This window comes from Haloglomus litoreum (genome assembly GCF_029338515.1).
In the GTDB taxonomy this organism is placed as follows: Archaea; Halobacteriota; Halobacteria; order Halobacteriales; family Haloarculaceae; genus Haloglomus; species Haloglomus litoreum.
Window position 1 is genome coordinate 3,217,997 of the sequence record NZ_CP119988.1, and the last position, 19,785, is coordinate 3,237,781.

27 protein-coding genes are annotated in these 19,785 nt (G+C 66.2%); 10 read left to right on the forward strand and 17 right to left on the reverse strand.

Annotated elements, in window-relative coordinates:
* Window positions 1-24: 24 nt before the first annotated feature.
* Window positions 25-564 carry a dihydrofolate reductase family protein gene (locus P2T62_RS16085; RefSeq protein WP_276258086.1) on the reverse strand — a complete coding sequence of 180 codons (540 nt, stop codon included), beginning with the start codon at window positions 562-564 and terminating at the stop codon, window positions 25-27.
* A 92-nt stretch (window positions 565-656) separates the two neighbouring features.
* Between P2T62_RS16085 and P2T62_RS16090 the strand changes: the two genes are divergently transcribed.
* Window positions 657-1,442 (forward strand): hypothetical protein, encoded by a 786-nt coding sequence (locus tag P2T62_RS16090; protein WP_276258087.1) that lies wholly within the window; start codon window positions 657-659, stop codon window positions 1,440-1,442.
* A 10-nt stretch (window positions 1,443-1,452) separates the two neighbouring features.
* On the opposite strand, the gene infB is transcribed toward P2T62_RS16090, so the two are convergent.
* Together infB and P2T62_RS16100 are read right to left on the reverse strand one after the other, a co-directional pair.
* Entirely contained in the window at window positions 1,453-3,273 is a 1,821-nt protein-coding gene (gene infB, locus P2T62_RS16095) for a translation initiation factor IF-2 (protein WP_276258088.1), read from the reverse strand.
* Window positions 3,274-3,411: 138 nt separating this feature from the next.
* Window positions 3,412-3,969, reverse strand: coding sequence for a plastocyanin/azurin family copper-binding protein (locus P2T62_RS16100; protein ID WP_276258089.1), 558 nt, complete (start codon window positions 3,967-3,969; stop codon window positions 3,412-3,414).
* 149 nt (window positions 3,970-4,118) lie between these two features.
* On the opposite strand from P2T62_RS16100, the gene P2T62_RS16105 reads away from it, so the two are divergent.
* On the forward strand, window positions 4,119-4,361 hold the full coding sequence (locus tag P2T62_RS16105; RefSeq protein ID WP_276258090.1) for a PRC-barrel domain-containing protein: 243 nt from the start codon (window positions 4,119-4,121) through the stop codon (window positions 4,359-4,361).
* 156 nt (window positions 4,362-4,517) lie between these two features.
* Here P2T62_RS16105 and P2T62_RS16110 read toward each other — a convergent pair whose 3' ends face one another.
* On the reverse strand, window positions 4,518-5,051 hold the full coding sequence (locus tag P2T62_RS16110; protein WP_276258091.1) for a 50S ribosomal protein L16: 534 nt from the start codon (window positions 5,049-5,051) through the stop codon (window positions 4,518-4,520).
* Window positions 5,052-5,183: 132 nt separating this feature from the next.
* Here P2T62_RS16110 and P2T62_RS16115 point away from each other — a divergent pair, with 132 nt between their 5' ends.
* Window positions 5,184-5,624 (forward strand): universal stress protein, encoded by a 441-nt coding sequence (locus P2T62_RS16115; protein ID WP_276258092.1) that lies wholly within the window; start codon window positions 5,184-5,186, stop codon window positions 5,622-5,624.
* A 366-nt stretch (window positions 5,625-5,990) separates the two neighbouring features.
* The gene (gene radB / locus P2T62_RS16120) at window positions 5,991-6,719 is read left to right on the forward strand and encodes a DNA repair and recombination protein RadB (RefSeq protein WP_276258093.1); all 729 of its coding nucleotides are present in this window, start codon (window positions 5,991-5,993) and stop codon (window positions 6,717-6,719) included.
* Between the two features lie 6 nt (window positions 6,720-6,725).
* On the opposite strand, the gene P2T62_RS16125 is transcribed toward radB, so the two are convergent.
* From P2T62_RS16125 to P2T62_RS16165, 9 genes are all read right to left on the reverse strand, one after another.
* Window positions 6,726-7,868 carry a CBS domain-containing protein gene (locus P2T62_RS16125; protein WP_276258094.1) on the reverse strand — a complete coding sequence of 381 codons (1,143 nt, stop codon included), beginning with the start codon at window positions 7,866-7,868 and terminating at the stop codon, window positions 6,726-6,728.
* A gap of 437 nt (window positions 7,869-8,305) precedes the next feature.
* Window positions 8,306-8,881 (reverse strand): type IV pilin N-terminal domain-containing protein, encoded by a 576-nt coding sequence (locus P2T62_RS16130; RefSeq protein WP_276258095.1) that lies wholly within the window; start codon window positions 8,879-8,881, stop codon window positions 8,306-8,308.
* A 24-nt stretch (window positions 8,882-8,905) separates the two neighbouring features.
* A complete protein-coding gene (locus P2T62_RS16135) occupies window positions 8,906-9,439 on the reverse strand; it encodes a type IV pilin N-terminal domain-containing protein (protein WP_276258096.1) in 534 nt (177 codons plus the stop codon).
* Window positions 9,440-9,464: 25 nt separating this feature from the next.
* Complete coding sequence (locus P2T62_RS16140) at window positions 9,465-9,983, reverse strand: type IV pilin N-terminal domain-containing protein (RefSeq protein WP_276258097.1); 519 nt, start codon at window positions 9,981-9,983, stop codon at window positions 9,465-9,467.
* Window positions 9,984-10,007: 24 nt separating this feature from the next.
* Window positions 10,008-10,481, reverse strand: coding sequence for a type IV pilin N-terminal domain-containing protein (locus tag P2T62_RS16145; protein WP_276258098.1), 474 nt, complete (start codon window positions 10,479-10,481; stop codon window positions 10,008-10,010).
* 1,536 nt (window positions 10,482-12,017) lie between these two features.
* Window positions 12,018-13,058, reverse strand: a complete 1,041-nt coding sequence (locus tag P2T62_RS16150) for a tyrosine-type recombinase/integrase (RefSeq protein ID WP_276258099.1) — start codon at window positions 13,056-13,058, stop codon at window positions 12,018-12,020.
* Complete coding sequence (locus tag P2T62_RS16155) at window positions 13,055-13,639, reverse strand: J domain-containing protein (RefSeq protein ID WP_276258100.1); 585 nt, start codon at window positions 13,637-13,639, stop codon at window positions 13,055-13,057. The genes P2T62_RS16150 and P2T62_RS16155 overlap by 4 nt, the downstream gene beginning before the upstream one ends.
* Entirely contained in the window at window positions 13,636-14,700 is a 1,065-nt protein-coding gene (locus tag P2T62_RS16160; RefSeq protein WP_276258101.1) for a hypothetical protein, read from the reverse strand. The genes P2T62_RS16155 and P2T62_RS16160 overlap by 4 nt, the downstream gene beginning before the upstream one ends.
* Window positions 14,701-14,809: 109 nt before the next feature.
* On the reverse strand, window positions 14,810-15,262 hold the full coding sequence (locus P2T62_RS16165) for a hypothetical protein (protein ID WP_276258102.1): 453 nt from the start codon (window positions 15,260-15,262) through the stop codon (window positions 14,810-14,812).
* Window positions 15,263-15,555: 293 nt separating this feature from the next.
* Here P2T62_RS16165 and P2T62_RS16170 point away from each other — a divergent pair, with 293 nt between their 5' ends.
* Entirely contained in the window at window positions 15,556-15,795 is a 240-nt protein-coding gene (locus P2T62_RS16170; RefSeq protein ID WP_276258103.1) for a helix-turn-helix domain-containing protein, read from the forward strand.
* Here the strand turns inward: P2T62_RS16170 and P2T62_RS23445 are convergent.
* Window positions 15,782-16,030, reverse strand: a complete 249-nt coding sequence (locus P2T62_RS23445; RefSeq protein ID WP_420028380.1) for a FaeA/PapI family transcriptional regulator — start codon at window positions 16,028-16,030, stop codon at window positions 15,782-15,784. The two genes, P2T62_RS16170 and P2T62_RS23445, sit on opposite strands and share 14 nt — an antisense overlap.
* Before the next feature lie 181 nt (window positions 16,031-16,211).
* Between P2T62_RS23445 and P2T62_RS16175 the strand changes: the two genes are divergently transcribed.
* From P2T62_RS16175 to P2T62_RS16195, 5 genes are all read left to right on the forward strand, one after another.
* The gene (locus P2T62_RS16175) at window positions 16,212-16,355 is read left to right on the forward strand and encodes a hypothetical protein (RefSeq protein ID WP_276258104.1); all 144 of its coding nucleotides are present in this window, start codon (window positions 16,212-16,214) and stop codon (window positions 16,353-16,355) included.
* Window positions 16,355-16,675: a hypothetical protein gene (locus P2T62_RS16180; protein ID WP_276258105.1), complete on the forward strand. Its 321-nt coding sequence runs from the start codon at window positions 16,355-16,357 to the stop codon at window positions 16,673-16,675. The genes P2T62_RS16175 and P2T62_RS16180 overlap by 1 nt, the downstream gene beginning before the upstream one ends.
* Window positions 16,675-16,812, forward strand: a complete 138-nt coding sequence (locus tag P2T62_RS16185) for a hypothetical protein (protein WP_276258106.1) — start codon at window positions 16,675-16,677, stop codon at window positions 16,810-16,812. Before P2T62_RS16180 ends, P2T62_RS16185 begins: the two co-directional genes overlap by 1 nt.
* Window positions 16,813-16,932: 120 nt before the next feature.
* Complete coding sequence (locus P2T62_RS16190; RefSeq protein WP_276258107.1) at window positions 16,933-17,463, forward strand: hypothetical protein; 531 nt, start codon at window positions 16,933-16,935, stop codon at window positions 17,461-17,463.
* 47 nt (window positions 17,464-17,510) lie between these two features.
* Entirely contained in the window at window positions 17,511-17,645 is a 135-nt protein-coding gene (locus P2T62_RS16195; RefSeq protein WP_276258108.1) for a hypothetical protein, read from the forward strand.
* Between the two features lie 83 nt (window positions 17,646-17,728).
* Here the strand turns inward: P2T62_RS16195 and P2T62_RS16200 are convergent, their stop codons facing one another.
* The 3 genes from P2T62_RS16200 to P2T62_RS23385 form a co-directional block, all read right to left on the reverse strand.
* Complete coding sequence (locus P2T62_RS16200; RefSeq protein WP_276258109.1) at window positions 17,729-17,959, reverse strand: hypothetical protein; 231 nt, start codon at window positions 17,957-17,959, stop codon at window positions 17,729-17,731.
* A gap of 60 nt (window positions 17,960-18,019) precedes the next feature.
* Entirely contained in the window at window positions 18,020-19,054 is a 1,035-nt protein-coding gene (locus tag P2T62_RS16205; RefSeq protein WP_276258110.1) for a Cdc6/Cdc18 family protein, read from the reverse strand.
* Between the two features lie 119 nt (window positions 19,055-19,173).
* The gene (locus P2T62_RS23385; RefSeq protein WP_337250425.1) at window positions 19,174-19,785 is read right to left on the reverse strand and encodes a type IV pilin N-terminal domain-containing protein; all 612 of its coding nucleotides are present in this window, start codon (window positions 19,783-19,785) and stop codon (window positions 19,174-19,176) included.

The following is a 19,785-nucleotide window of genomic DNA, read 5'->3' on the forward strand; positions in this document are numbered from 1 at the left end:
GGTGCCTGTTCTGTTGCCCGCCCGTCACCCGGAGACCGCATACCGGACCTCGACGAGGCCCGCGGCGTACCTGCTCGAGTCGAGGAGCGTCAGGTCGTGAGCGCCCGTCTCCCCGTCGAACAGCCCGATCCCGTCCCCGAGGACCGTCGGGACGAGCGCGAGCCGGAGTTCGTCGACGAGTCCCTCGCGGAGGAACGCCTGCGCCAGGGCCGCGCCACCGACCAGCCAGACGTGGCCGTGGCGCTCTCCGAGGTCGTCGACGAGGGGGGCGAGGGCGCGGTCGACCAGCTCGACCTGGTCCGTCGCCAGCGGGAGGTCGCGCCCGGTCGTCACGTACGTCGGACGGTCACCGTACGGCCACTCGCCGAACCCGAGTATCTGCTCGTACGTCCGCGAGCCCATCACGAGACAGTCGACCGTCTCGAAGAAGGCCTCGTAACTACTCACCTCGTCGGCCGGAGCGTCCTCCGCGATTTCGTCGAGCCAACCGACGCCGCCGTCCGCGTCGGCGATGTAACCGTCGACGCTCGTCGCGACGTACAGGGTGACACCCTCGGAATCCATACCCCCCGGACGCCACCGACCGACATAACCGACGTGGCGCGGGACAAGCCATTTGTCGTCCGCTCGTGTCGACCCAGCCACCGCAGTCTCCCATGACTCACCGCGCCACCACCCTCCTGGTCGTCTGTCTCGCCCTCACCGCCGGCTGTTCGTTCCTCGCGCCGAACCCGGACAGCTACTCCAGCCATCACTACTACTCGCTCGGCGTGGACCTGAACGGCAACGTCTCGGACGTGACCATCCGCCTCCCCGTGGCCCAGCAGGGCGGCGACACGACGTACAACGTGACGACGCTCACCGGGAACGGAACCGTCGAGGGGGTGTTCGACGCGGAACTGATCGACACCGACCGCGGGCCGATGCTGGAGTTGACCGCCGACGAGGTGAGGGTCGAACCGCGCTACTACCGGTTCGTCGTGGAGGGCGATATGGGCCGGCGTGAGCGCATCCCCGCCAGCGAGTACGACCCCACGAACCCGGACCACCAGAAGATCGACCGCCGGGGCGTGGGCCTGAGCGCCGACCAGCGCGCCGACTACCCCATCGAGACGCAGGCGCCACTCGGCGCGTCACCGACGCTGTACGCCGACGACGCGGTGACCCGCGAACTCGCCGACTGCGAACTACCGGCGCAGGAATCCATGGTCTGCTTCGCCTACGACGCCCCCGTCTACCTCTCGTACGAGAGCGACGCGGACGTGAGCGTCGCCGGGAGCGTCCTGCTCGAGGGGACCAACGAGTGGTTCGAGGGGGGCTGGTCGGGGAACAGCTACGTCGACCGCATCGACTTCAACGTCACCGGGCCACAGGACGGCTGGGTGACCGTGGACGGAGCCACGGAGACCAGCCGCGGGCGCTATCCGTCGCCAGAGGCGTGAGGTCGAGGAGCTACTTCCCCCAGAACGGGTCCCGTTTGCGGTGCTTGTCGAGGTACATCCCGAGTGCCTCGAGTTCGTCGGCGGGGATCTCGTCGGAGAGCTCCTGTTCGAGGATCTTCGCGTGCTTCTCCGGGAGTTCGGCCCACAGTTCGTCGCCCTCCTCGATCTGGCGGCCGACGGTGGGGCCGTCGATGGAGACGGCGGCGCGCTCACCCGCGCGGAGTTCGTCGATGTCCTCGCCCTCGTCCTGGATGGACTTGAGGTCGCCCACCCGGGTCGCCTCGTTGCCCTCCCACTTGACGATCTTCGAGTTGCGCTTCAGCGTGCCCGACATGACCTCGACGCCGACGACGGCGGGGTTGGACTGGCGGAAGGTGTGGTCCTTGAGGATCTGGAAGCGGGCCGGGCGGGCGATCTTGTCGAGGACGTTCTCCTGCTGGGCGCGCTCGATCTCGGCGACGTACTCCTCGTACTCCTCGACGAGCTGGTAGATGACGTCGTCCTCGAAGATGCGGACGCCGGTCTCCTCGGCGCGGCGGGCGGCGTCGGGCAGGACGTCCACGTTGAACGCGAGGATGGTCTCGTGTTTGGGCTCGTTGGCGGTGTCCGCGACCGCGATGTCACGGGGGGCCACGTCGCCGACCTCCGCGCGGACGATGGGGACCTCGGCGTCCTCCAGGGCGTCGGCGATGGCCTCCAGCGAACCCAGGGTGTCGGCCTTCACCACGACACCCTCCTCGGCGGTGTGGACCTCGAACTGCGCGAGTTCCTGCTCGACCTCCGCGATGACGTCGTCGAGGTCCTGGTCGCGGACCACGCGGACGGGCGCGCCGGCCATCGCGCGGTCGAGGTCGGGTGCGGCGATCTTGATACCGGCCGCGGCGACCACCTCATCGACGTTCTCGAACCGGCTCTCCGTCCGGATCTCGGCCAGGGGCCGGGGCTGCAGCAGCGCGCGGACCTCCGTCACGATGGGGTCGTTCTGCCCGCCGACGACGATGGTGTCGTCCTCGCGGACGGTCCCGTCGTACAGCACCACGTCGATGGTGGTGCCGAAGCCCTGCTCCTCCTTGACCTCGAGGACGGTTCCGGCGCCCGGGCCGGAGGTGTCGATGGACATCTCCTCTTTCATGTACCGCTGGGAGAGGCCCATCATCACGGCCAGCAGGTCCGGGACGCCCTCGCCGGTCATCGCCGAGCAGGGGACGACGCCGATGTTCGAGCGGAAGTTCTGGACCCGCCAGTACATGTCCGAGGAGAACTCGTTGTCGGACATCTGGCCGATGATCTCGTAGAGGCGCTCGTTGAGGTCGGACTCGGCGCGGTCGGACTGGGCCGCCATCGACTGCTGGATGGGGGTGTCAGGCTGTGGGTTCCAGCCCGGGACGGTGTCGACCTTGTTGGCGGCCACGACGAACGGGGTCTGGGTCCGCTTGAGGATGTCGATGGCCTCGAGCGTCTGTGGCTGGAAGCCGTCGTTCACGTCGACGACGAGGATGGCGATGTCGGCCAGGGCCCCCCCGCGCGAGCGGAGCGTGGAGAACGAGTGGTGGCCCGGCGTGTCGATGAACAGCAGTCCCGGCAGGTCGAAGTCGTCCGGGTCCACGAGTGCGCCCGACAGCTCCGAGATGACGTCCAGCGGGACCGCCGTGGCCCCGATGTGCTGGGTGATGGCACCGGCCTCGCCCTCCGTCACCGCGGAGCCGCGGATCTTGTCGAGCAGCGTCGTCTTCCCGTGGTCGACGTGGCCGAGCACGGCCACGATGGGCGTCCGGAGGTCGCCGGGGGCTGTCTCGTCCTCGGCGTCGGCGTCGGCGTCGGCGTTTGACATATGGAGATCACCCGAGAAGGTTCGTTGGCCACTGATGCGTTCCGAGGGGGTTTGAACCTGTCCAACCCGTCTCGCCGTGGGCCACCGGCCCGCACCGCCCGCCCCGGCTCGTACGGTCCCGCCGCCCCTGCCCGGCAGTCACTCGACGGTGAACGAGCCGCGCATCCCCGAGGACCGGTGGGGGTCGCAGTGGTACTCGTACGACCCGGCCACGTCGAACGTGTAGACGTGCGCGTGCCCGCCGGAGTAGAGGCTCTCGTCGTCGCCGGGCCAGCTCGCGCCGTCCGGCTGGGAACCGGGGCTGACGTTGTGGCCGCCGCCGCCCCACTCCCAGAGGACGGTGTCGCCGGTCGAGATGCTGAACGATGCCGGGTCGAACCGGAGCCGACCCTCGGGCGCGACGACGACCGTCTGGTCGGGCTGTGGCGTCGCCGTCGCGGTGGGCGTGGGCTCCTTCGTGGCCGTCGGCGAGTCCGTCGCGGTAGGTGAGTCCGTCGCGGTGGGCTCGTCGGTCGCGGTCGGAGTCATCTGGTCGCTCTCCGTGCCCATCCCCCCCGTGGGTGACGGGGTGGGCTCGTCGGTGTCCGTCGGGCTGGCGCCGCCGTCGCCGCCGTCGCCGCCATCGTCCGTACAACCTGCGAGCGCGACCGGGATTCCAGCGGCCGCTACCGCGCGGAGGAATCGTCGTCGTTCCATATCCCGATGGCGGGCGCGTGGACGCAAAAGGGTTGACCAGATTCCGACCCCAAACTCCCCGCCCGAGGGTCGGGCCGTGGGCGACACGTGGCCGACGGCCGTCTGACGCGCCAGGAACGTTCAAGTGGAGGCACGGGCACCGACCGGGTATGTCGGAGATCCTGGCCGAGAACCTCTCGGGCAAGACGGTGATGGGCGCCGACGGGGCCGAACTGGGTATGCTGTACAACGTCACGATGGACCTCAAGACCGGGACGTTGCAGAACCTGATCGTCGACCCCGGGGAGTCCGCGCCCCGTGAATCGGCGTTCCAGCGCAACGACCACGGGCACTTCCTCGTCCCCATCGGCGACGTGCAGGCCGTCCGCGACCACATCGTCGTCGCGCGGTAACGCCCGGCTGCCCGTTCTCGTGAGCTGTGACCGACCGACAGAGGGTTCTCCGGAGCCACAGGGATTCTCGCGTCGTCCGGCCGTTCGACCGGAACGGATGATGCTACTGGATAGGTAGAACGAGAGAGAAGCCGCGAGGAGTGGTTCGTGCCGGCCTCAGGAGATGAGCGTCTCCTCGCCGCGCTCGACGACGATGCGACACGGCGGGGAGATCTTGTTGTAGGCGCGGCGGAAGGCGTCCTTGACGGTGTCGGCGTCCTCGGGGTGGCACCAGGCGGTGAACAGCTGATCGCCCTTCTGGACGCGGGCGGCGGTGCCGACGATCTTGCCGAACGCCTGGCGCATCCCGTCGGAGACACGGTCGGCGCCGGCCCCGGTCGCCTGCTTGTTCTCGCGCAGGACCTGGTGGGGGAACTTCCGGAGGATCATCTTGTAGTCGCCGTCCTCGCCGAGCACCTTCAGCATCCGGCGGTTGGCCGACAGGCGCGAGGCCTCCAGCGAGCCGTGGCGGAGCTGGCAGGACTCTTCGACGAGCAGCGAGATCTGGACCTCGTACTCGTCCTCGTCCTTCTTGATCTGGCCCATCTTGTGCTGTGCGATCTTCGAGCCCGGGATGCCCGTGATGTACTCCCGTCGCGTGTACGACGGCTTGTCGATGTCCCGGTACATCGAGGCCGGTTTGTCGCTCATATTACCGGAACGGATGCCCAGCAGAGTTAAGAACGCTTCGAAGCCGTGTTGGTCGGCCGGGTCGACCGGCTCCCCCAGGGAGTGGCGCGCGGGTCGGGTGGCTTCTTGTACCCGGCCCGTCTCGGACCGGGCATGGAGGCGGACCTGGTGCTGGCACCGGTCGACGGGAGCGACAACGCCGCCGAGGCGTTCGAGTACGCCGTCACGGTCGCCGACCGCTACGACGCGGCAGTTCACGTCCTGTTCGTCCTCGGCGAGGAGATCTCCCGCCGGGTGCAGGACGGGACCATCGACAGCGAGACCGCAGTCGAGACGACGGAGGCGGCCGTCGACCCCATCCTCGACCGGCTCGACGAGACCGGCCTGGAGTCGACACACTCGTCGGCGTACGGCTACTCGACCCAGCGACTGACCCAGCACCCGGGCAGCGTCATCGTCGAGGTGTCCGAGCAACTGGGCGCCGACTTCATCGTCCTGCCGCGCGAGCCGGTCACGGGCGACCCGGTGGCGACCATCGAGAAGGCCGCGCAGTACGTCATCGCACACGCGGACCAGCCCGTCCTCTCGGTCTGAGACACCGGAGCGGTTCGCGGTCCCATCCGTCGGCAGTTCGCACTACCGGAGGCCAAGCTGGCGCTGACGACCATCGGCCGCGACTACGGGTGCTACTACCTCCCGACGACGGCGGCCCGCCGCTCTCGCCGCAGCTGACCCTCCGGATGGCCGGGGGCCAGGAGTTCCTCCTCACCGAGCGGTGACCCCACGACCGGCCGTTCGGGAGCGGGGCCCACGCTGGGTCCGGTCGTGTTCCGTCCCGTCGGTTCCCAGTAGCGACAGGGGGAACACCAACTGCGGACAGCCTACCACCGACCGCCGCTGGACGGCCCGTGCCCGGCCGCGACTCCGGACGTTTTTGTCGGATTGCGCCGAACGACGCGTGTGAGCGAGTCCATCCCGACGGGGTGTTCGACGGTCGACGAGCTGCTGGACGGCGGGCTGGAACGCGGCGCCGTGACCCAGATCTACGGTCCGCCTGCGGCCGGGAAGACGAACCTCGCGCTGTCGGCCGCCGTCGGGGTCGCGGCCCGCGGCGGGACCGCCCTCTACATCGACACGGAGGGGCTCTCGGTCGACCGGCTCGAACAGCTCGCGCGGGCACGCGTCGAGGAGATGGACGATCCCGACGCCACCGTCGAGGACCTCGCCTCGCGCATCATCATCACGGAGGCGTACGACTTCGACGAGCAGGCCGAGGCGGTGCGCGATGCCGCGGAGTTCGCCGACCGCGTCGACCTCGTCGTACTCGATTCGGCGACGGGCTTCTACCGGCTCGCACGCGACGACGAGGACGGCGGCGCCGCGCTCCGGGACGTGGCTCGGCAGGTGACACACCTGCTCTCGCTCGCGCGCAAGCACGACCTCGCGGTGGTCATCACGAACCAGGTGTACGCCGACCCCGACAGCGAGTCCGAGCGCCCGCGCCCGCTCGGCGGGCACACGCTGACCCACTGGTCCGGCGTCGTGCTGCGGGTCGAGCGGTTCCGGGCGGGGAACCGGCGCGCCACGTTGGAGAAACACCGCTCGAAGGCTGCGGGGGAGACGGCACGGTTCCGGATCACGGAGAACGGGCTGGAGGGTGTCGAGGAAGGGGCGCCCGCGGAGTTCTGATCCCCGTTACAGCTCGCCCAGCTTCCGCAGAAGCTGGCCCTCGTACTCCTCGTCGGCCCGCATCCCCTTCTGCTCGAGGACGTTCCGCTCGAGCGTATCGAGCGCGACGTGGAAGGCGGATTCGGCGCCGTAGCCCTCGCCGGAGCCCGCCATCTGCCCGACGTTCGTCCGGAGGCGGATCTGGCACTGCACCAGCGGCGTCCCTCGGAGCTTCTCGTCGTGCTCGTGGAAGCGGACGTGGGCGTGCTGGACCTGCATCTTCGCGAACTTGTCCGTGGTCCCCTCGATGGAGCGGACGATCTCCTCGCGCGAGATGGTCTCCAGCAGCGCGACGTTCGTGATCTGGACGTCCATGTGCTCCTCCTCCGTGTACGAGAGCGCACGCAGCACGTCCGTCTTCGTGAGGATGCCGGCGATGAGGTCGTCGTCCTCGTCCGGCGTGACCACGAGACCGGCGTAGTCGTTCTCCAGCATCGTCTCGACGGCCTCGCGGACGGACTCGCCCTCGGTCACGGTCGCGACGGGGCTGCTCATCAGGTCCGCGACCGGGAGGTCCAGCACGCGGTCGATGTCGCCCGCGCGGTCGCCCCGAGTCGTTCGGTCCTTCCGCTGGACGACGAACTCCGCGATGTCGTGGGTCGTCAGCATCCCCACCAGCCGCCCGTTCTCGTTGACCACGGGGAGCCGCGAGATGCCGTTCTCCCGGAGGCGGTTGATCGCGCGCCCGACGCTCGCGTCCTCGGGGAGCGTCGTGACCTCGTTCGTGGCGATCTGCTCGACCGTCAGCACGTCGAGGTTGTCCAGGACCGCCTCGAGGATGGCGTCCTCCGTGACGACCCCCCAGAGCCGGTCGGCCTCGAAGACGGGCGCCAGCTTCACGCCACCTTCCACGAGCATCCGCGCCACGTCCCGGACGTTGGCGGTCCGCTCGACCTGCGGCGCCGTCTGGACCATCCGCGAGGCCTTGGTGTCGTCCTCGACGTGGGACTGGAGGAGCTGCCGCTCCGTGATGACCCCGACGTACTCGTCGTCCTCGGTCACGACGACGCTCTTCGGGTTCTCACGATCGAACAGGGACCGGACCTTGGCCAACCGTTCGTCACTGTCCACCTGCACGTACTCGCGGGTCGCGATATCTGCGATGTCCATCGTCTTCTCCCGAATCGGTTGACCGCCCGCGCTCTTAAGATTGGTTCTTGCGTCGGCGCTCGCCCGACCCGCGGACCGGCGTGCCCGGATCCGATATCGGCCCCATCGACGACCCCCGACCCGGACCGTTCGTCCGCGCTCGCGTGCGGTAGGCCTCGCGACTCACCCGGCACCCCGAGGCGCACACGGAACTCCGCCCGGTTCTGGGCGAGCTGGCGCCCGACCTCGGCGCGCCCATCGAGCAGTGCCCCGCCTGCGGAGCCCTCGGGACCCGCGAGCGGCTGGCCGACCACGACTGCGTGTAGGGGAGACCATCACAATTGTCGACGACGGAGCCGTGATGGACGCCATTCTCCGCCACTTCAATGCCGCCGTGCACATCAGCGAGTAACGCTGACGCTGAACGAGCGAAAGAAAACAGGAAGGTGGTCAGCTGTTTATTCGACCGTGAACTTTCCGAGCGTGGCCGTGTCGCCGCCGTTCGAGGATTGCCACGTCACGCGAAGCTCGTCGTCACTCTCGAGTTGTTCAAAGTTGCCGTTGATACTACTGCTACCGTACGTGATAGTGCCAGCCCCGGTATCGCCACTGAACGAGTTCCCTGTGTAGATGGCGTCGACTTTGACAGATGTGCCGGCGGAAACATCACCAGAACCGCCGAATGGGGCAGCGGAATCGTCGGCAGCTCCCGAGCCCTGCTGAGTGATGTCCACAGCCGGGTTTCCGTTGACCTTAATCGAAAGTTGACTCTCGGAAATCTTGTCACCACCGTCGTGGGTCACAGTCACTTCTTTGAGAGTCAGAGGGTTTGTGTTGTCGTTGTCGTACCCAGACACCGACTCCTGATCGAACGTGAAGCTCGCCTGCGGGCTCGTGTTCGAGACCTGATCGCCGAGACCGAGCACGAAGGTACCGATCACGGCCGCCAGAATCACCGTAATCGCGACCATAAGGATGACCCCGATGACCGGTGAAACGGCGTCATCGTCGCTGAGTAGATTTCCGAATTTCATTGTAATTGTTTGGTTGGACGGTGATTATGCGCTTGGGCCAGTCCACTTGCCGAGCGTGGCCGTATCGCCGCCGTTCGAGGACTGCCAAGTTATCCGGACAGTCGACTTACTGAGGTCCAGGTGGTCCGCGGCCTGTTGAGTAGTACCACTTCCGCCGAAGCTGAAGTCAGATTCATCCAGCGTATCGGAGGTCCCAGCAGTAACGTCACCACTGGTACCAAACGTTGTTCCAACATGGTTAGCTGGCTTATACTTACTACCCGCGGTAGCACTATCGTCGTTGATGAACGCGTTATTCACTGAGGCATTGAGGTTGTTAGCAGCGATTTTATCGCCACCATCATGAACTACCTCCAGTGAATCGCCTGTAGCGGACGTATCGTTAGTGTAATCGAATGTGAAGCTCGCAGATGGTGCGGTATCCGATACCTGGTCGCCCAGTCCGAGGACGAACGTGCCGATCACGGCGGCCAGAATCACCGTAATCGCGACCATGAGGATGACCCCGATGACCGGTGAAACGGCGTTTTCTTCTCCGAGTAGGTTGCTGAATTTCATTGTGTATTTACCAATTTTTAGCTGATTACGCGTTGGGGCCGGTCCATTTGCCGAGGGTGGCAGAGTCTCCACCGTTCGAGGACTCCCACGTGATTCGTACGGTGTCGCCGTTTAGCTCCGTTGAGGAAGATGTAGTCTGCAGGTACACCGTCGTACCTGCCACGACATCGTCGTCATCCTTAAGCCCTGTATCGGCGAAGTTCTCCGAGGTTGCTGTCGATGGCGAACTCGGGTTAGATGTGCTTGACAGATTCGCTGAAGTTTGCCAACTGGCACTCAAAGTAGTTGCAGGAATCTTATCACCGCCATCATGCGTTATCTCGAGCTGATCGCCGTCAACACCAGAAGACCCGTCGTAGTTAGCTTCGTCATTGAAGTCGAAGGTGAAGCTAGCCTGCGGACTCGTGTTCGATACCTGGTCGCCCAGTCCGAGGACGAATGTGCCAATGACGGCGGCGAGGATGACCGTAATCGCGACCATGAGGATGACCCCGATGACCGGTGAGACGGCGTCGTCGTCGCCGAATACGTTTTTGAGTTGCATTTGAGTGAGGGAATCTTCAATTGATTACGCAGCCGGCCCAGTCCACTTGCCGAGGGTGGCCGTGTCCCCGCCGTTCGAGGACTCCCAGGTAACGCGGAGAGTGTCACCGCCGTTAACCTGTGCCGTCCATGAGGTCCCAGCACTAACAGTGTCGCCGGCCGAGAACCCGCAACTTGTCAGGTCTGTACTGGATGCCACGGAGACGCTCATCTGTCCTGCCTCGATACCGTCCCCACCATCGTGGGTGATTGTGAGGATGCCGTTAGATCCAGCGCCTGAACTTGAAATGTCTCCACAGTCCGAACTACCAAGGCTTGCACTCTCGTCGAAGTCGAACGTGAAGCTCGCCTGCGGACTCGTATTCGATACCTGATCGCCGAGACCGAGCACGAATGTGCCGATCACGGCCGCCAGAATCACCGTAATCGCGACCATGAGGATGACCCCGATGACCGGTGAGACGGCGTCGTCGTCGCCGAATAGGTTACTGAATTGCATTGTCGTTGTCTCGCGCCCAGGTCGGTGTGTGTAAGCCGCGCCTACGGCCGACGGGATCGAGCCCGACGCCGACCGCCCAGCCCGGCTCGCTGCCCGGGTCGCGTAGTCACGGAGTCCGACTCGCCATACATAAATGTACGTGCTGTTCGGGGCCAGATATCTCGACTTAACGAGTCGTTACCTCCCGAATTCAGCCATTTGAGAACCCGAGAGCCAGAACCGAATCCACGCGGCCATTCATAAGTAACACCCGGAAACCACCGCCAACGCCCGTCTCCGACCCCCTCCGACGAGTGACACCAGCCAACGCACCGGTTTTCACCCGTCTAATGGCCCATTAACGCCCGTTTCTGCTGGGGACGCCGTGCGCTGGGCTGTCACGAGCATAAAAACTTGCTGGCCATTCTGAGCGCCCGTAATAAAGGCCATCACCACCCCAGGGTGTGGCGCGCACCCCGGCTATATCCGGTCGCGCCGCTCGGCGCGTCGAACGCAGGCGGAGGGCCAACCCGGGCAGAGTGTGGCCCCCCGCATACATACCTCCCCACGCGTGCCGGGCTCATGCAGCACGTGGCAGGCACCCTGGCCTACGCAACCGAGACCTAAAAACAGGCACACCGTTTTCGGGATATGAGATGACCGCTACCGCGGCGGACATCATGAACGCCGTCGTTTCATGCACGGGCTGGGTCCCCACTCGGCAGCCGATCGATCAGCACCGAAGTCTCCGAAATCAGGCGCTGCCACTAGCGAGGGGACGCTGTCCAGGCATTCGCTCGAGACCGAGAATAACATCGAATGAGATACTCGCTCAGGCGCTGGAACCGGTCCACTTGCCGAGCGTGCCGTGTCGCCGCCGTTCGCAGAGGCCCACACAACATGAGCGGTGTCGTCATGGCTACCGTTCTCAGCCGTGAGGAGGGCTAAACGTCGGCTTTTCTTGGACTGGTGAACTCTTACGGGCGCTGAACACTGGGCTGGGCGTTCGACCCTGCGGGCGTGGACGCACTCGCAGCGTGTACGGTCGAGACACCCATGACGCCAGGCAACCGTTCCGATGGCCGTTCGTGACCACCGGGTCGCGTGAGGCCGAGCGGGTAGCGTCGCGAGACACCAGCGTCGGACGGGGAGGGAGGGCTCGGCGTCGAGCGCCACCCCCAGGTCTCACTCCCGCCCTCGGCCGGACGATGGACGCGGTTCCCGCGGGTGCCTCGCGACCGGAGGACCTTGTCGCCTCGTCGACGGCCCGGGCGCCGCTGCTCGGCGCTCACGCACGCAACCCGCCTACGCGTGCGCGCAACACAGCCACACTCGGTTCGTCCCCCGCACGGATTGCAGCTGATGCCGCTCGGGTTGTCACGGGGGGTCTGCGGCTGGGTCTCGCTCATCGTGACGCACCTCCGAGACGGCCTGAGGTTGCAGAATGAAACCTCTTATCGAAGGTGTGTCCGTTAAAACTCCATGGGTTGGGGCGGGTTGCCGAATTTCAGAAGCGCAGCACCGGTTTCCGATGCGATTGCCGCTGCTTGGGTGGGTTCAGTTGTCATCGTCAGCCTCCATCGAAAGGCGGCTAACCGATTCCGCCCGGCGTTCGTAGAACTCCTCGTCGGCACCGGCCACGTCGTAGTGCTTCCGGATGACCTCCGGGCTCGCGTTGACGCGTTTCGCGACGACCTCGACGGGCAGCCCGCGGTTGAGCTGCCAGGTGATCGACCCCGTCCGGATGCGGTGTGGCGAGAGCGTCGACGGGCAGTGGACGGCCTCCCCACGGGTGAACCAGTCACAGGACTGTCGGAGCTTCCCGTGTGGGCACTCGACGGCCCGGCAGGGCGTGGTGGCGTAGTACGACCACGAACGCAGGGTGTTCTTACTCGGGCGGCCCTGCGTCGTCGTGAGCAGCGGCCGACGCTTGTGGTCGTCGACCATCTCCGTCCGGTTGAGGGCGAGATACCGGGTGAGGGTGGTCGCAGTCTCGTCGGGGATGCCGACCAGCCGCTCGCCCCCGGCGCCGTTCTTGAGGGTGGTGCCGGTCTCCGGGCGGTGGACGAACCGGACCGTGCAGGCATCGGTGTCGATATCCCGGATATCCAGTCCGCGGATGGCGCCGACACGGGCGCCGATGAACCAGGCCAGCTCCAGCAGGACGTGATGGGTCGTCGCCCGCTCGAAGCCGTCGCGATAGCTGCGGATAATCGCCAGCGCACTGTCGGCCTCGAGACGCTCGGAGTTGACCTCGTCGCTCTCGTCGATACTCGGCGGGTCGATCTTCTCGGACAGGCCATCCGCGACGAGTTCGACGCGCTCACAGTACGCGAGGAACTGCCGCAGCGTCGTGAGTTCGTTCGACAGCGTGACCGGACTGACGCCGGTCGCGCGCCGGTCGTGCTCGTAACTGTCGAGGTCCCAGCCCGAGAGGTCGCGAATCGACTCGATGCCCTCCTGGTCGTCGCACCACTCGACGAACAACTTGAGCCGGTACCAGTACCCCGAGACGGTCGCCTCGGCCTTGTCGACCCGGAGCTTGTCGAGCCAGCGGTCGACGGCCTGGCGGGGGTCGAGGTCGGGGGCACGGCTCACGAATCTCCCTCCAGCATGGCCTCCTCGGCCTCGACGACGCGCTGGAACGCGTCCGTGCTCCCGCCGTTGTCCGGGTGGGTCTCCTTCTTCCGGGCGCGTGCGGCCCCCTTCACGACGCTCTCGGGCGCATCTGGGGCGACGCCCAGCACCTCGTGCGGTGGCGGGCCGGTCGCGACCGGCTCGTCGCCGGGCAAGGCCTGGGTCTCGAACTCGGAGCCGACTGTGCCCACGCCGTATCGGTCGAGGGCGCGCTTCGCTTCGAGGTACTTCGCGATGGCGCGGGCGTTGTCCCGGAGGGTGGTCCACCGGTCACACGGGAACGCCCGGCCCTCCCCGTCGAGGTCGCAGTAGACCACGACGCCGGGGTCCTCGGGCTCGCGGTCCTGGTAGGGCCGATGCGGGTGCCGCTGGGTGTGTGGCGCGGCCGTCTCGACGCGCGGGTTGACCGCGTCCATCTGGTCGAGCTGTTCGAGGATGGAGTCGAACGCCTCCGTCTGGGAGACACGGAACCCGTGCGGGTACCGAGTGCGTTCGGCGGGTGGCGTGCGCTCAAATCCTGCCGGCCAATCGAGGTCGCTCATGTGTCCACCTCCAGTCCGTGCGCGGCCAGCAGGTCGGCCACCTGGTCGCCGAACGCCCGCCGGGCCAGCCCGACGACGACATCCACCTCGCCCTCGTCGGCCGTGGCGGCACACAGCTGGGTGAGCATGGCTGCCCGCAGGTGTGTCTGCAGGCCGACCCCGTCGGTGGCGCGCTCGACCGGATAGCGCAGCAGCCGGCTCTCGGGGTAGGCGTAGGTCTTCGTCGGCGGGCTGATCTTCTCTCCGTCCGGGAGGAACACGCAGTTGTAGACGGGCTCCTCCGGGGCGGCGTCGAACATGGCGGCGGTCCCGTCCGAGCGAGTCTGTGGGTGCTCGCCGGCGGGTTGGGTGGCGACGCTGACGACCTGGAGCGCCTGGCCACTCGCGAGATCGACCACGACATCGCCGGCGGTGAGGCTGGCGTCGGTCGGCTCGTAGCGCACGCCGCCGTCGGTCACGAGGTCGTCGGCGTCGGCATCCAGCAGCGCCTTCGCGGCCCCGTGCCGACAGTGGCCCGACTCGCCCTCGTCGTCTCGCTCGCGGGGCTCGGCGAACCCGTGTGAGCAGTCCTGGCAGGTCCACCGGTCGGCGGCGGGCTCGCCACCGAAGGCGACGCCGCCGGCGTTACAGCGGATGTTGGTGCTGTCACACCGGGGACAGCACGTCACCGTCCCGCCGTCGGTCACGAGATCGTCCTCACACGCGGCCGGTGGCCGCCCACCGGTGCCGGGAGCTGGGCCACGAGCCCCGGGCTCGCGAACGACCAGCGCCGCCGGGCCGAATCCGGTCCCGCAGGTCCCACAGTAACACGGTGCCGACGGGACGGCGGTGACGTTGTCCCCCCGCCGCAGCCGCGGGTTCGAATCGTCACAGGACGGGCAGGCGTACACCGTATCGTCGTCGGGGTGAGTCAGGCGGCCACGAGCGTCGCGGTGGCGCTGGAGTGCATCGGCCGGCGCCCGGTCGTTCGGGCCTGCGTCGCTGATGCCCAGCTCGTCACGGAGGTCCTCATCCTCGACGAGCGCCCGCTGGGCCGCGAGGATGTCGTCGGCGTGGGCCATCAGAGCCCACCTCCGGCGACGAGCACCCCGCCCAGGACGATGCCGAGCAGGCCGACGACCAGGTGCGAGAGCACGAAGAACTTCACGCCGGGACCGGTCCGAACGGCGCTCATCGCTCTGCCTCCACATCACCGACCAGCCCGTCGATGTGCTCGCGGAAGCACCGCTGCGAGCAGAACGCCCCGGGCCGGTAGTGATCGCTGTCGTCGACCTGCAGCTGCCAGAGCACGAGGTCGTTCGTCTCGTGATGGGCGTCGGGCGAGCACACGCTGTCGCCACACTGCCAGCAGGTCCACTCGTTGGGGCCGGGCACGGCCGACAGGAGCCGCCGGATGGCGTCGTCGTGGGTCTCGTCGGCGGACGTGACGTGGTCCAGGTGCTCGTGGGTCTCTGGCGAGACGCGGACGGTGCGCCCATCGTCGACCTCGCGCAGCTGGTCAAGCGCGGTTTCGAACCTCTCGATCTCCGTGTCGGTCAGCCCCGGCTCGATGCTGGTCAGCAGGCCGTCGAGCCGGCTGACCGGGTCGGTACGCTCGTCGCTGTCGCTCTCGGTGGGAATCATGTGGTAGTCACTCCGTCTGGATTCGGTAAGCTCGCGGTACCGCCTCGCAATCGTGCGGGGGTTTGAAGCCCCGTGGCGTCGTCTTCCCTCATGCTGAGGCCCCCACGGCGGCGCGGAGTGGAGTCCGCCCGCCGACCCCCTTTCTGAGGAGCCGACAGGATGCCGCCGAGCGAGGGCTGTCTCTGGCTTGTGGGTGCCGGGTACTTATTTGTTGGCACACAATTAGTTGTGCGCCGGCAATTAACGTATCAGCAACCTGACCACTTTTCGTACAGGAGTTTGAATGGCGAAGCATGGGACGGCCACCTGAGCACAGCGATAAGGAGATTCTACAACTCTTCATCGAGGCGGGGGAACCTGTGCTTTTCACCGTAGAAGTGGCCGAATCGCTGGATAAGACGCAGCAGAGCGCGTACAGCCGATTGGAGAAGCTGGAGGGGATGGGATACGTCGGCTCAAAAGCGACCAGCAAACACTCGTCTCGCGTCTGGTGGATCACGCATGCGGGCAGAATGTTCGCTACCGAGGACTGAGTGGCCGCCAGAGAACCACGTTGCTCGATAGCTTCAGGCGCTCTACTTCCCCAGCGTCTCGTAGCTGACGAAGATAGTAATAGGCATTCTGCTGACTCGTACCGAGTTCGTCGCCTACGTACTTGCTGGTCACTGGCCAGTCGGCGTCGTACATGAAATTCAGAACGCGCTCTCGGCTTAGGTCTGGATCGTCCCCGCCCCCCGGATTGGCTGCGGTCATGGTCGTGTCGTACATTGTGTGCGAACAAAGAACTTATGGTGAAAGCACCGAATGATTCTGGATAGGAACAGACGCCTCTCGCGGGTCGAGCCACCGAGAACGTGGCCGCCCCGCCCCGGTGCAACGGGTCGAGGCGAACGTTCCTACAACACGCATGAGTTCCTACACCGACACCGGACAAAAATCGTCCGGCCCGATGGGACCGCTCGAAAGCCACCACGTCGTCTGCCGCGACTGCGCGTTCGAGGAGATCTGCTCGACCAGCTGGGCAGCCGACTCGGTCGCCCGAACGCACCGCGGCGAGACCGACCACCGACTGGCGCTCGCGAGGGTCGAGTGATGTCCGACCAGGTCGTCCACCTGGAGGAGCTGTTCGGCGCGGAGGTACTGGTCTGGCGAAGCGGCCGCGCGACGGTCTGCCCGTGGGACGATACGACGGACCCGGAATCGCCGGCCGCTCGCGACCTCGCCGGTCTGCCGGCACCCCGGCCCGACCAGCCGCCTGTCGACGGGCACTACGTCGACCAGGAGCTGACGGACATCGTCGAAGCGATCCAGGCGGCGAACGTCCCGCTCGCGGTCCGGTTGCTGGTCGAGTCCAAGGCCGAGAACATCCGCGCCGAGCTGGACCCGACGAGCGTCCGGACGGAGGCCGAGTGATGCGAACCGAGTGGCTGTTCCCGGCCGACACGGTCCGGGGGCGGGCCGACCGAGCCCACGTCGACCTGCGGCAGCGAACACTCCGGGAGTACGCGGACGGAACGAACGACGATCCACTGCCTGCGACCGGGCCGTAGCCCCTCGCGCGCCCGCGCGTAGGGGTGGCTTTTTCACAACCCGTTCCAACGTCCTCGATAGTGACATCGCGAGGGGGAAACGACGGCCGCGACGAAGCACTGGAAGAGTCGCGTCGTGTGATGGACAAGCAGGTCGCCACCTTGGAGAGTATCGACGACAAAGCCATGCGGACGGTCCGAACGGCCATTATCGTCCTCGGGTTCGTGGCCTCGACTGCCGGGATTGCGGGCCCGAGCGAACTGGGTGGAATCCCGCTTACGACCCAGGTGTTTCTCTTCTTCGGCGTTGCATTCCTCCTTATCGCTGCGTTCGTCGGTATCGGCACATACACCGTGACTGAGTACCCTGTCGGTGTTCGCGACGACTTCCGCGACAGGGCGCTGCGGCGGAGTCGTGAGAAATGGGTTGAGAGTCTCCTCGGGAAATATGATGAGTGGACAGCCGAGCTTGAGGATGAAATTACGACCAACGGGGGATATTTGGAAGACGCACAGTTCGCACTACTCATCGGGATTTTCTGCCTCGTATTCGCTGCCGGGTTAGTGGTGCTGAAGCAGTCGTACGGGGTCGAGCCACTCCAGGCAACAGGGGCCGTGTTCCTGTCGGTGCTGACGGGACTCCTGCTATTCGCGCTTAAATCGAGGTGGTAATCTACACCCAGTAGTTTTACTGTCGCGGAGTAGTAGGAGCGATTGTGATGTCCGACAGCGATACCGACTCCGAGTCCGACGACACGATTCGTGTCCGCAAGGGCTCCGAGCGCGCCCGCCGGTTCTTCTCGTTCTTCGGGATCCGGTCGGCCCGGATGGAGCGCGAGCGCCAGGAGCGGTAATCGCTGACGAGCACCCGCATTATAGATGGCTGAACCAGCTCCTCCACGACCAAGCCACTGCTCTGAACACCCTCGCCGCACGCTCAGACCACCACCCACACCTTCCGGTTTGCCTCGATTCGCTCCACCACGTCCAGCCCACGAACCCGACAGGCCCGCCGCAGCAGATATTCGACCGTCCGCTCGTCGCTCCCCAGCTCGGCCGCGAGGTCGGCGGCATCGAGCCGGCGCTCGCCGCGGGCGAGTCGGTTGCCGATGGCGTGCCGAAGTTGCTTCTCCCGTCGCCGCTCGTGGTCGCCAGTGATGGCTGCCATACCTGGCCGGATGCAAACGAGGGTAAAAGGCGTCCTTCGCGCGCTTCCGGGTTTCCGGGTTTACTCGGCCGCGGGCTCGGCCTCGGGCGAGTCGATCTCGACGACGTGATACCGACGAGCAGGCCCTTCGCCGGTCGCGGTCGCCAGGTTGTAGCTCTGGAGCTTCCCGAGGTAGTCCCGGACCGTCCGCTTCGTCTTCGGCGACGACACCCGCTGGGTATATTCCTCGTACACCGCTTTCGGAGCCGCTCCGCCGTCGGCGTTCGCGAGCACCGCGTAGACGGCCCGCTGGTGGTCGTTCAGCCGTTCGAGGTCGGCCTGTCGCTGCTCGCGAGCCGCCTCGGGGATGGCCGGGGTGATATGACTCCCGTCGATCACGCCCGCTTCATCGTCCATCGCCCGCCGGGCGGCCCGTCGGAGGATGCTGATGGCCCGGCGGGCGTCCCCGGCCGCGGCGTCGGCGATGCGTTCGAGCTGCGGTCGCTCGACCGCGCCGGGTTCGAGCGCGCCGCGGGCTCGCCGGTCGAGGATGGAGACGAGCGTGTCGAGGCTGTAGCTGTCGCAGTGGACATGGACGCCCGAGCGGAACCGTGACCGCAGGCGCTCGTCGAACAGGCCCGAGAGCGACTGCTCGTCGTTGGTCACCAGGACGAGCGTCAGCTTCGGGATGGAGTAGAGTTCGCCGAGGAGCCCGGGGTCGCCCAGCTGGTCGGCTTCGTCGAGCACCGCGAGGTAGGGGGCGTCGACATCGCGGAGTCGCGAGAGCATCGTGTCACGGGCTGTGGTCCGATGGATGTCGTGGGTGGGCGCGACCGGGTCGAGGAGTTCGAGGAGCACGCGAAACGGCTTGCTGGCGGCCCAGCAGTCGACATGTTTCGTGTGGATGTCGAGCCGCTCCTCCTCGATCTGCTGGAGCGAGTAGCGCGCGAGACAGGTCTTCCCGGCGCCGGATGGCCCGGTGATGAGCGCGTCTTCGGGCCGCCCGCCGTCGGCGACGGGCTGGAGGGCGGTCTGCAGGAGATTCTTCTCCGGGTTGCGGTGGACGATCTCCCGCGGGACCCAATCCGCCTGGAGGACACGGGCGTTGGTAATCATATCGTGTCCTGTCCCCCGCGGGGGTCATAACCGGAAGGGTCAGACTTCCGGGTTTCCGGGTTCGCCGTGGCTGTCGCTCAGCGGTGTGGAAAGAATGGAGAAGTCGGTGGTTAGCTGCTCTAGGCGTCCGGACCGGTCCACTTGCCGAGCGTGGCCGTGTCGCCACCGTTCGAGGAGGACCACGTCACGCGGATAGTCGCCCCATTCAGCTGTAGGCTATCGATTTCCTTGCTCCCCGTAGGTTCATCAGCACTGTCGACGTTCACCGACTGGTCGCTGTCACCGTCGAGGTCATTAGCATTGTCTGCCGCACTAGCCTGTTGGAAGTCATCACCGGCAAGCGTTGCCGCACTACCTGCCGAAACATCGCCAGAGCCCGCTTCTTCCTCCCAGGTATCAGAGTCTGGGCGTATCTTTGCATCGTACGGAACTCCAGTTTGTGGGTTGCTGTCTGTACCGATTGCCCCAGTACTAGCGAAGCTAATCTGTGAAGCAGCAATCTTGTCCCCACCATCGTGCGTGATAGTAAGGGAATCGGCAGTACCCGGAGCGTTATCAGTCAGGTCGAACGTGAAGCTCGCCTGCGGGCTCGTGTCACTGACCTGGTCACCGAGACCGAGCACGAACGTGCCGATGACGGCAGCCAGGATGACGGTTATCGCGACCATCAGGATGACCCCGATGACCGGCGACACCGCGTCGTCGTCGCCGAGTAGGTTTGTGAATTCCAT

Excerpts from the sequence above, each read along its gene's own strand:
- P2T62_RS16085 (WP_276258086.1), bottom strand. The coding sequence starts at position 564 with ATGGATTCCGAGGGTGTCACCCTGTACGTCGCGACGAGCGTCGACGGT.
- P2T62_RS16090 (WP_276258087.1), top strand. The coding sequence starts at position 657 with ATGACTCACCGCGCCACCACCCTCCTGGTCGTCTGTCTCGCCCTCACC.
- infB (WP_276258088.1), bottom strand. The coding sequence starts at position 3,273 with ATGTCAAACGCCGACGCCGACGCCGACGCCGAGGACGAGACAGCCCCC.
- P2T62_RS16100 (WP_276258089.1), bottom strand. The coding sequence starts at position 3,969 with ATGGAACGACGACGATTCCTCCGCGCGGTAGCGGCCGCTGGAATCCCG.
- P2T62_RS16105 (WP_276258090.1), top strand. The coding sequence starts at position 4,119 with ATGTCGGAGATCCTGGCCGAGAACCTCTCGGGCAAGACGGTGATGGGC.
- P2T62_RS16110 (WP_276258091.1), bottom strand. The coding sequence starts at position 5,051 with ATGAGCGACAAACCGGCCTCGATGTACCGGGACATCGACAAGCCGTCG.
- P2T62_RS16115 (WP_276258092.1), top strand. The coding sequence starts at position 5,184 with ATGGAGGCGGACCTGGTGCTGGCACCGGTCGACGGGAGCGACAACGCC.
- P2T62_RS16125 (WP_276258094.1), bottom strand. The coding sequence starts at position 7,868 with ATGGACATCGCAGATATCGCGACCCGCGAGTACGTGCAGGTGGACAGT.
- P2T62_RS16130 (WP_276258095.1), bottom strand. The coding sequence starts at position 8,881 with ATGAAATTCGGAAATCTACTCAGCGACGATGACGCCGTTTCACCGGTC.
- P2T62_RS16135 (WP_276258096.1), bottom strand. The coding sequence starts at position 9,439 with ATGAAATTCAGCAACCTACTCGGAGAAGAAAACGCCGTTTCACCGGTC.
- P2T62_RS16140 (WP_276258097.1), bottom strand. The coding sequence starts at position 9,983 with ATGCAACTCAAAAACGTATTCGGCGACGACGACGCCGTCTCACCGGTC.
- P2T62_RS16145 (WP_276258098.1), bottom strand. The coding sequence starts at position 10,481 with ATGCAATTCAGTAACCTATTCGGCGACGACGACGCCGTCTCACCGGTC.
- P2T62_RS16155 (WP_276258100.1), bottom strand. The coding sequence starts at position 13,639 with ATGAGCGACCTCGATTGGCCGGCAGGATTTGAGCGCACGCCACCCGCC.
- P2T62_RS16160 (WP_276258101.1), bottom strand. The coding sequence starts at position 14,700 with ATGGCCCACGCCGACGACATCCTCGCGGCCCAGCGGGCGCTCGTCGAG.
- P2T62_RS16165 (WP_276258102.1), bottom strand. The coding sequence starts at position 15,262 with ATGATTCCCACCGAGAGCGACAGCGACGAGCGTACCGACCCGGTCAGC.
- P2T62_RS16170 (WP_276258103.1), top strand. The coding sequence starts at position 15,556 with ATGGGACGGCCACCTGAGCACAGCGATAAGGAGATTCTACAACTCTTC.
- P2T62_RS23445 (WP_420028380.1), bottom strand. The coding sequence starts at position 16,030 with ATGTACGACACGACCATGACCGCAGCCAATCCGGGGGGCGGGGACGAT.
- P2T62_RS16175 (WP_276258104.1), top strand. The coding sequence starts at position 16,212 with ATGGGACCGCTCGAAAGCCACCACGTCGTCTGCCGCGACTGCGCGTTC.
- P2T62_RS16180 (WP_276258105.1), top strand. The coding sequence starts at position 16,355 with ATGTCCGACCAGGTCGTCCACCTGGAGGAGCTGTTCGGCGCGGAGGTA.
- P2T62_RS16185 (WP_276258106.1), top strand. The coding sequence starts at position 16,675 with ATGCGAACCGAGTGGCTGTTCCCGGCCGACACGGTCCGGGGGCGGGCC.
- P2T62_RS16190 (WP_276258107.1), top strand. The coding sequence starts at position 16,933 with ATGGACAAGCAGGTCGCCACCTTGGAGAGTATCGACGACAAAGCCATG.
- P2T62_RS16195 (WP_276258108.1), top strand. The coding sequence starts at position 17,511 with ATGTCCGACAGCGATACCGACTCCGAGTCCGACGACACGATTCGTGTC.
- P2T62_RS16200 (WP_276258109.1), bottom strand. The coding sequence starts at position 17,959 with ATGGCAGCCATCACTGGCGACCACGAGCGGCGACGGGAGAAGCAACTT.
- P2T62_RS16205 (WP_276258110.1), bottom strand. The coding sequence starts at position 19,054 with ATGATTACCAACGCCCGTGTCCTCCAGGCGGATTGGGTCCCGCGGGAG.
- P2T62_RS23385 (WP_337250425.1), bottom strand. The coding sequence starts at position 19,785 with ATGGAATTCACAAACCTACTCGGCGACGACGACGCGGTGTCGCCGGTC.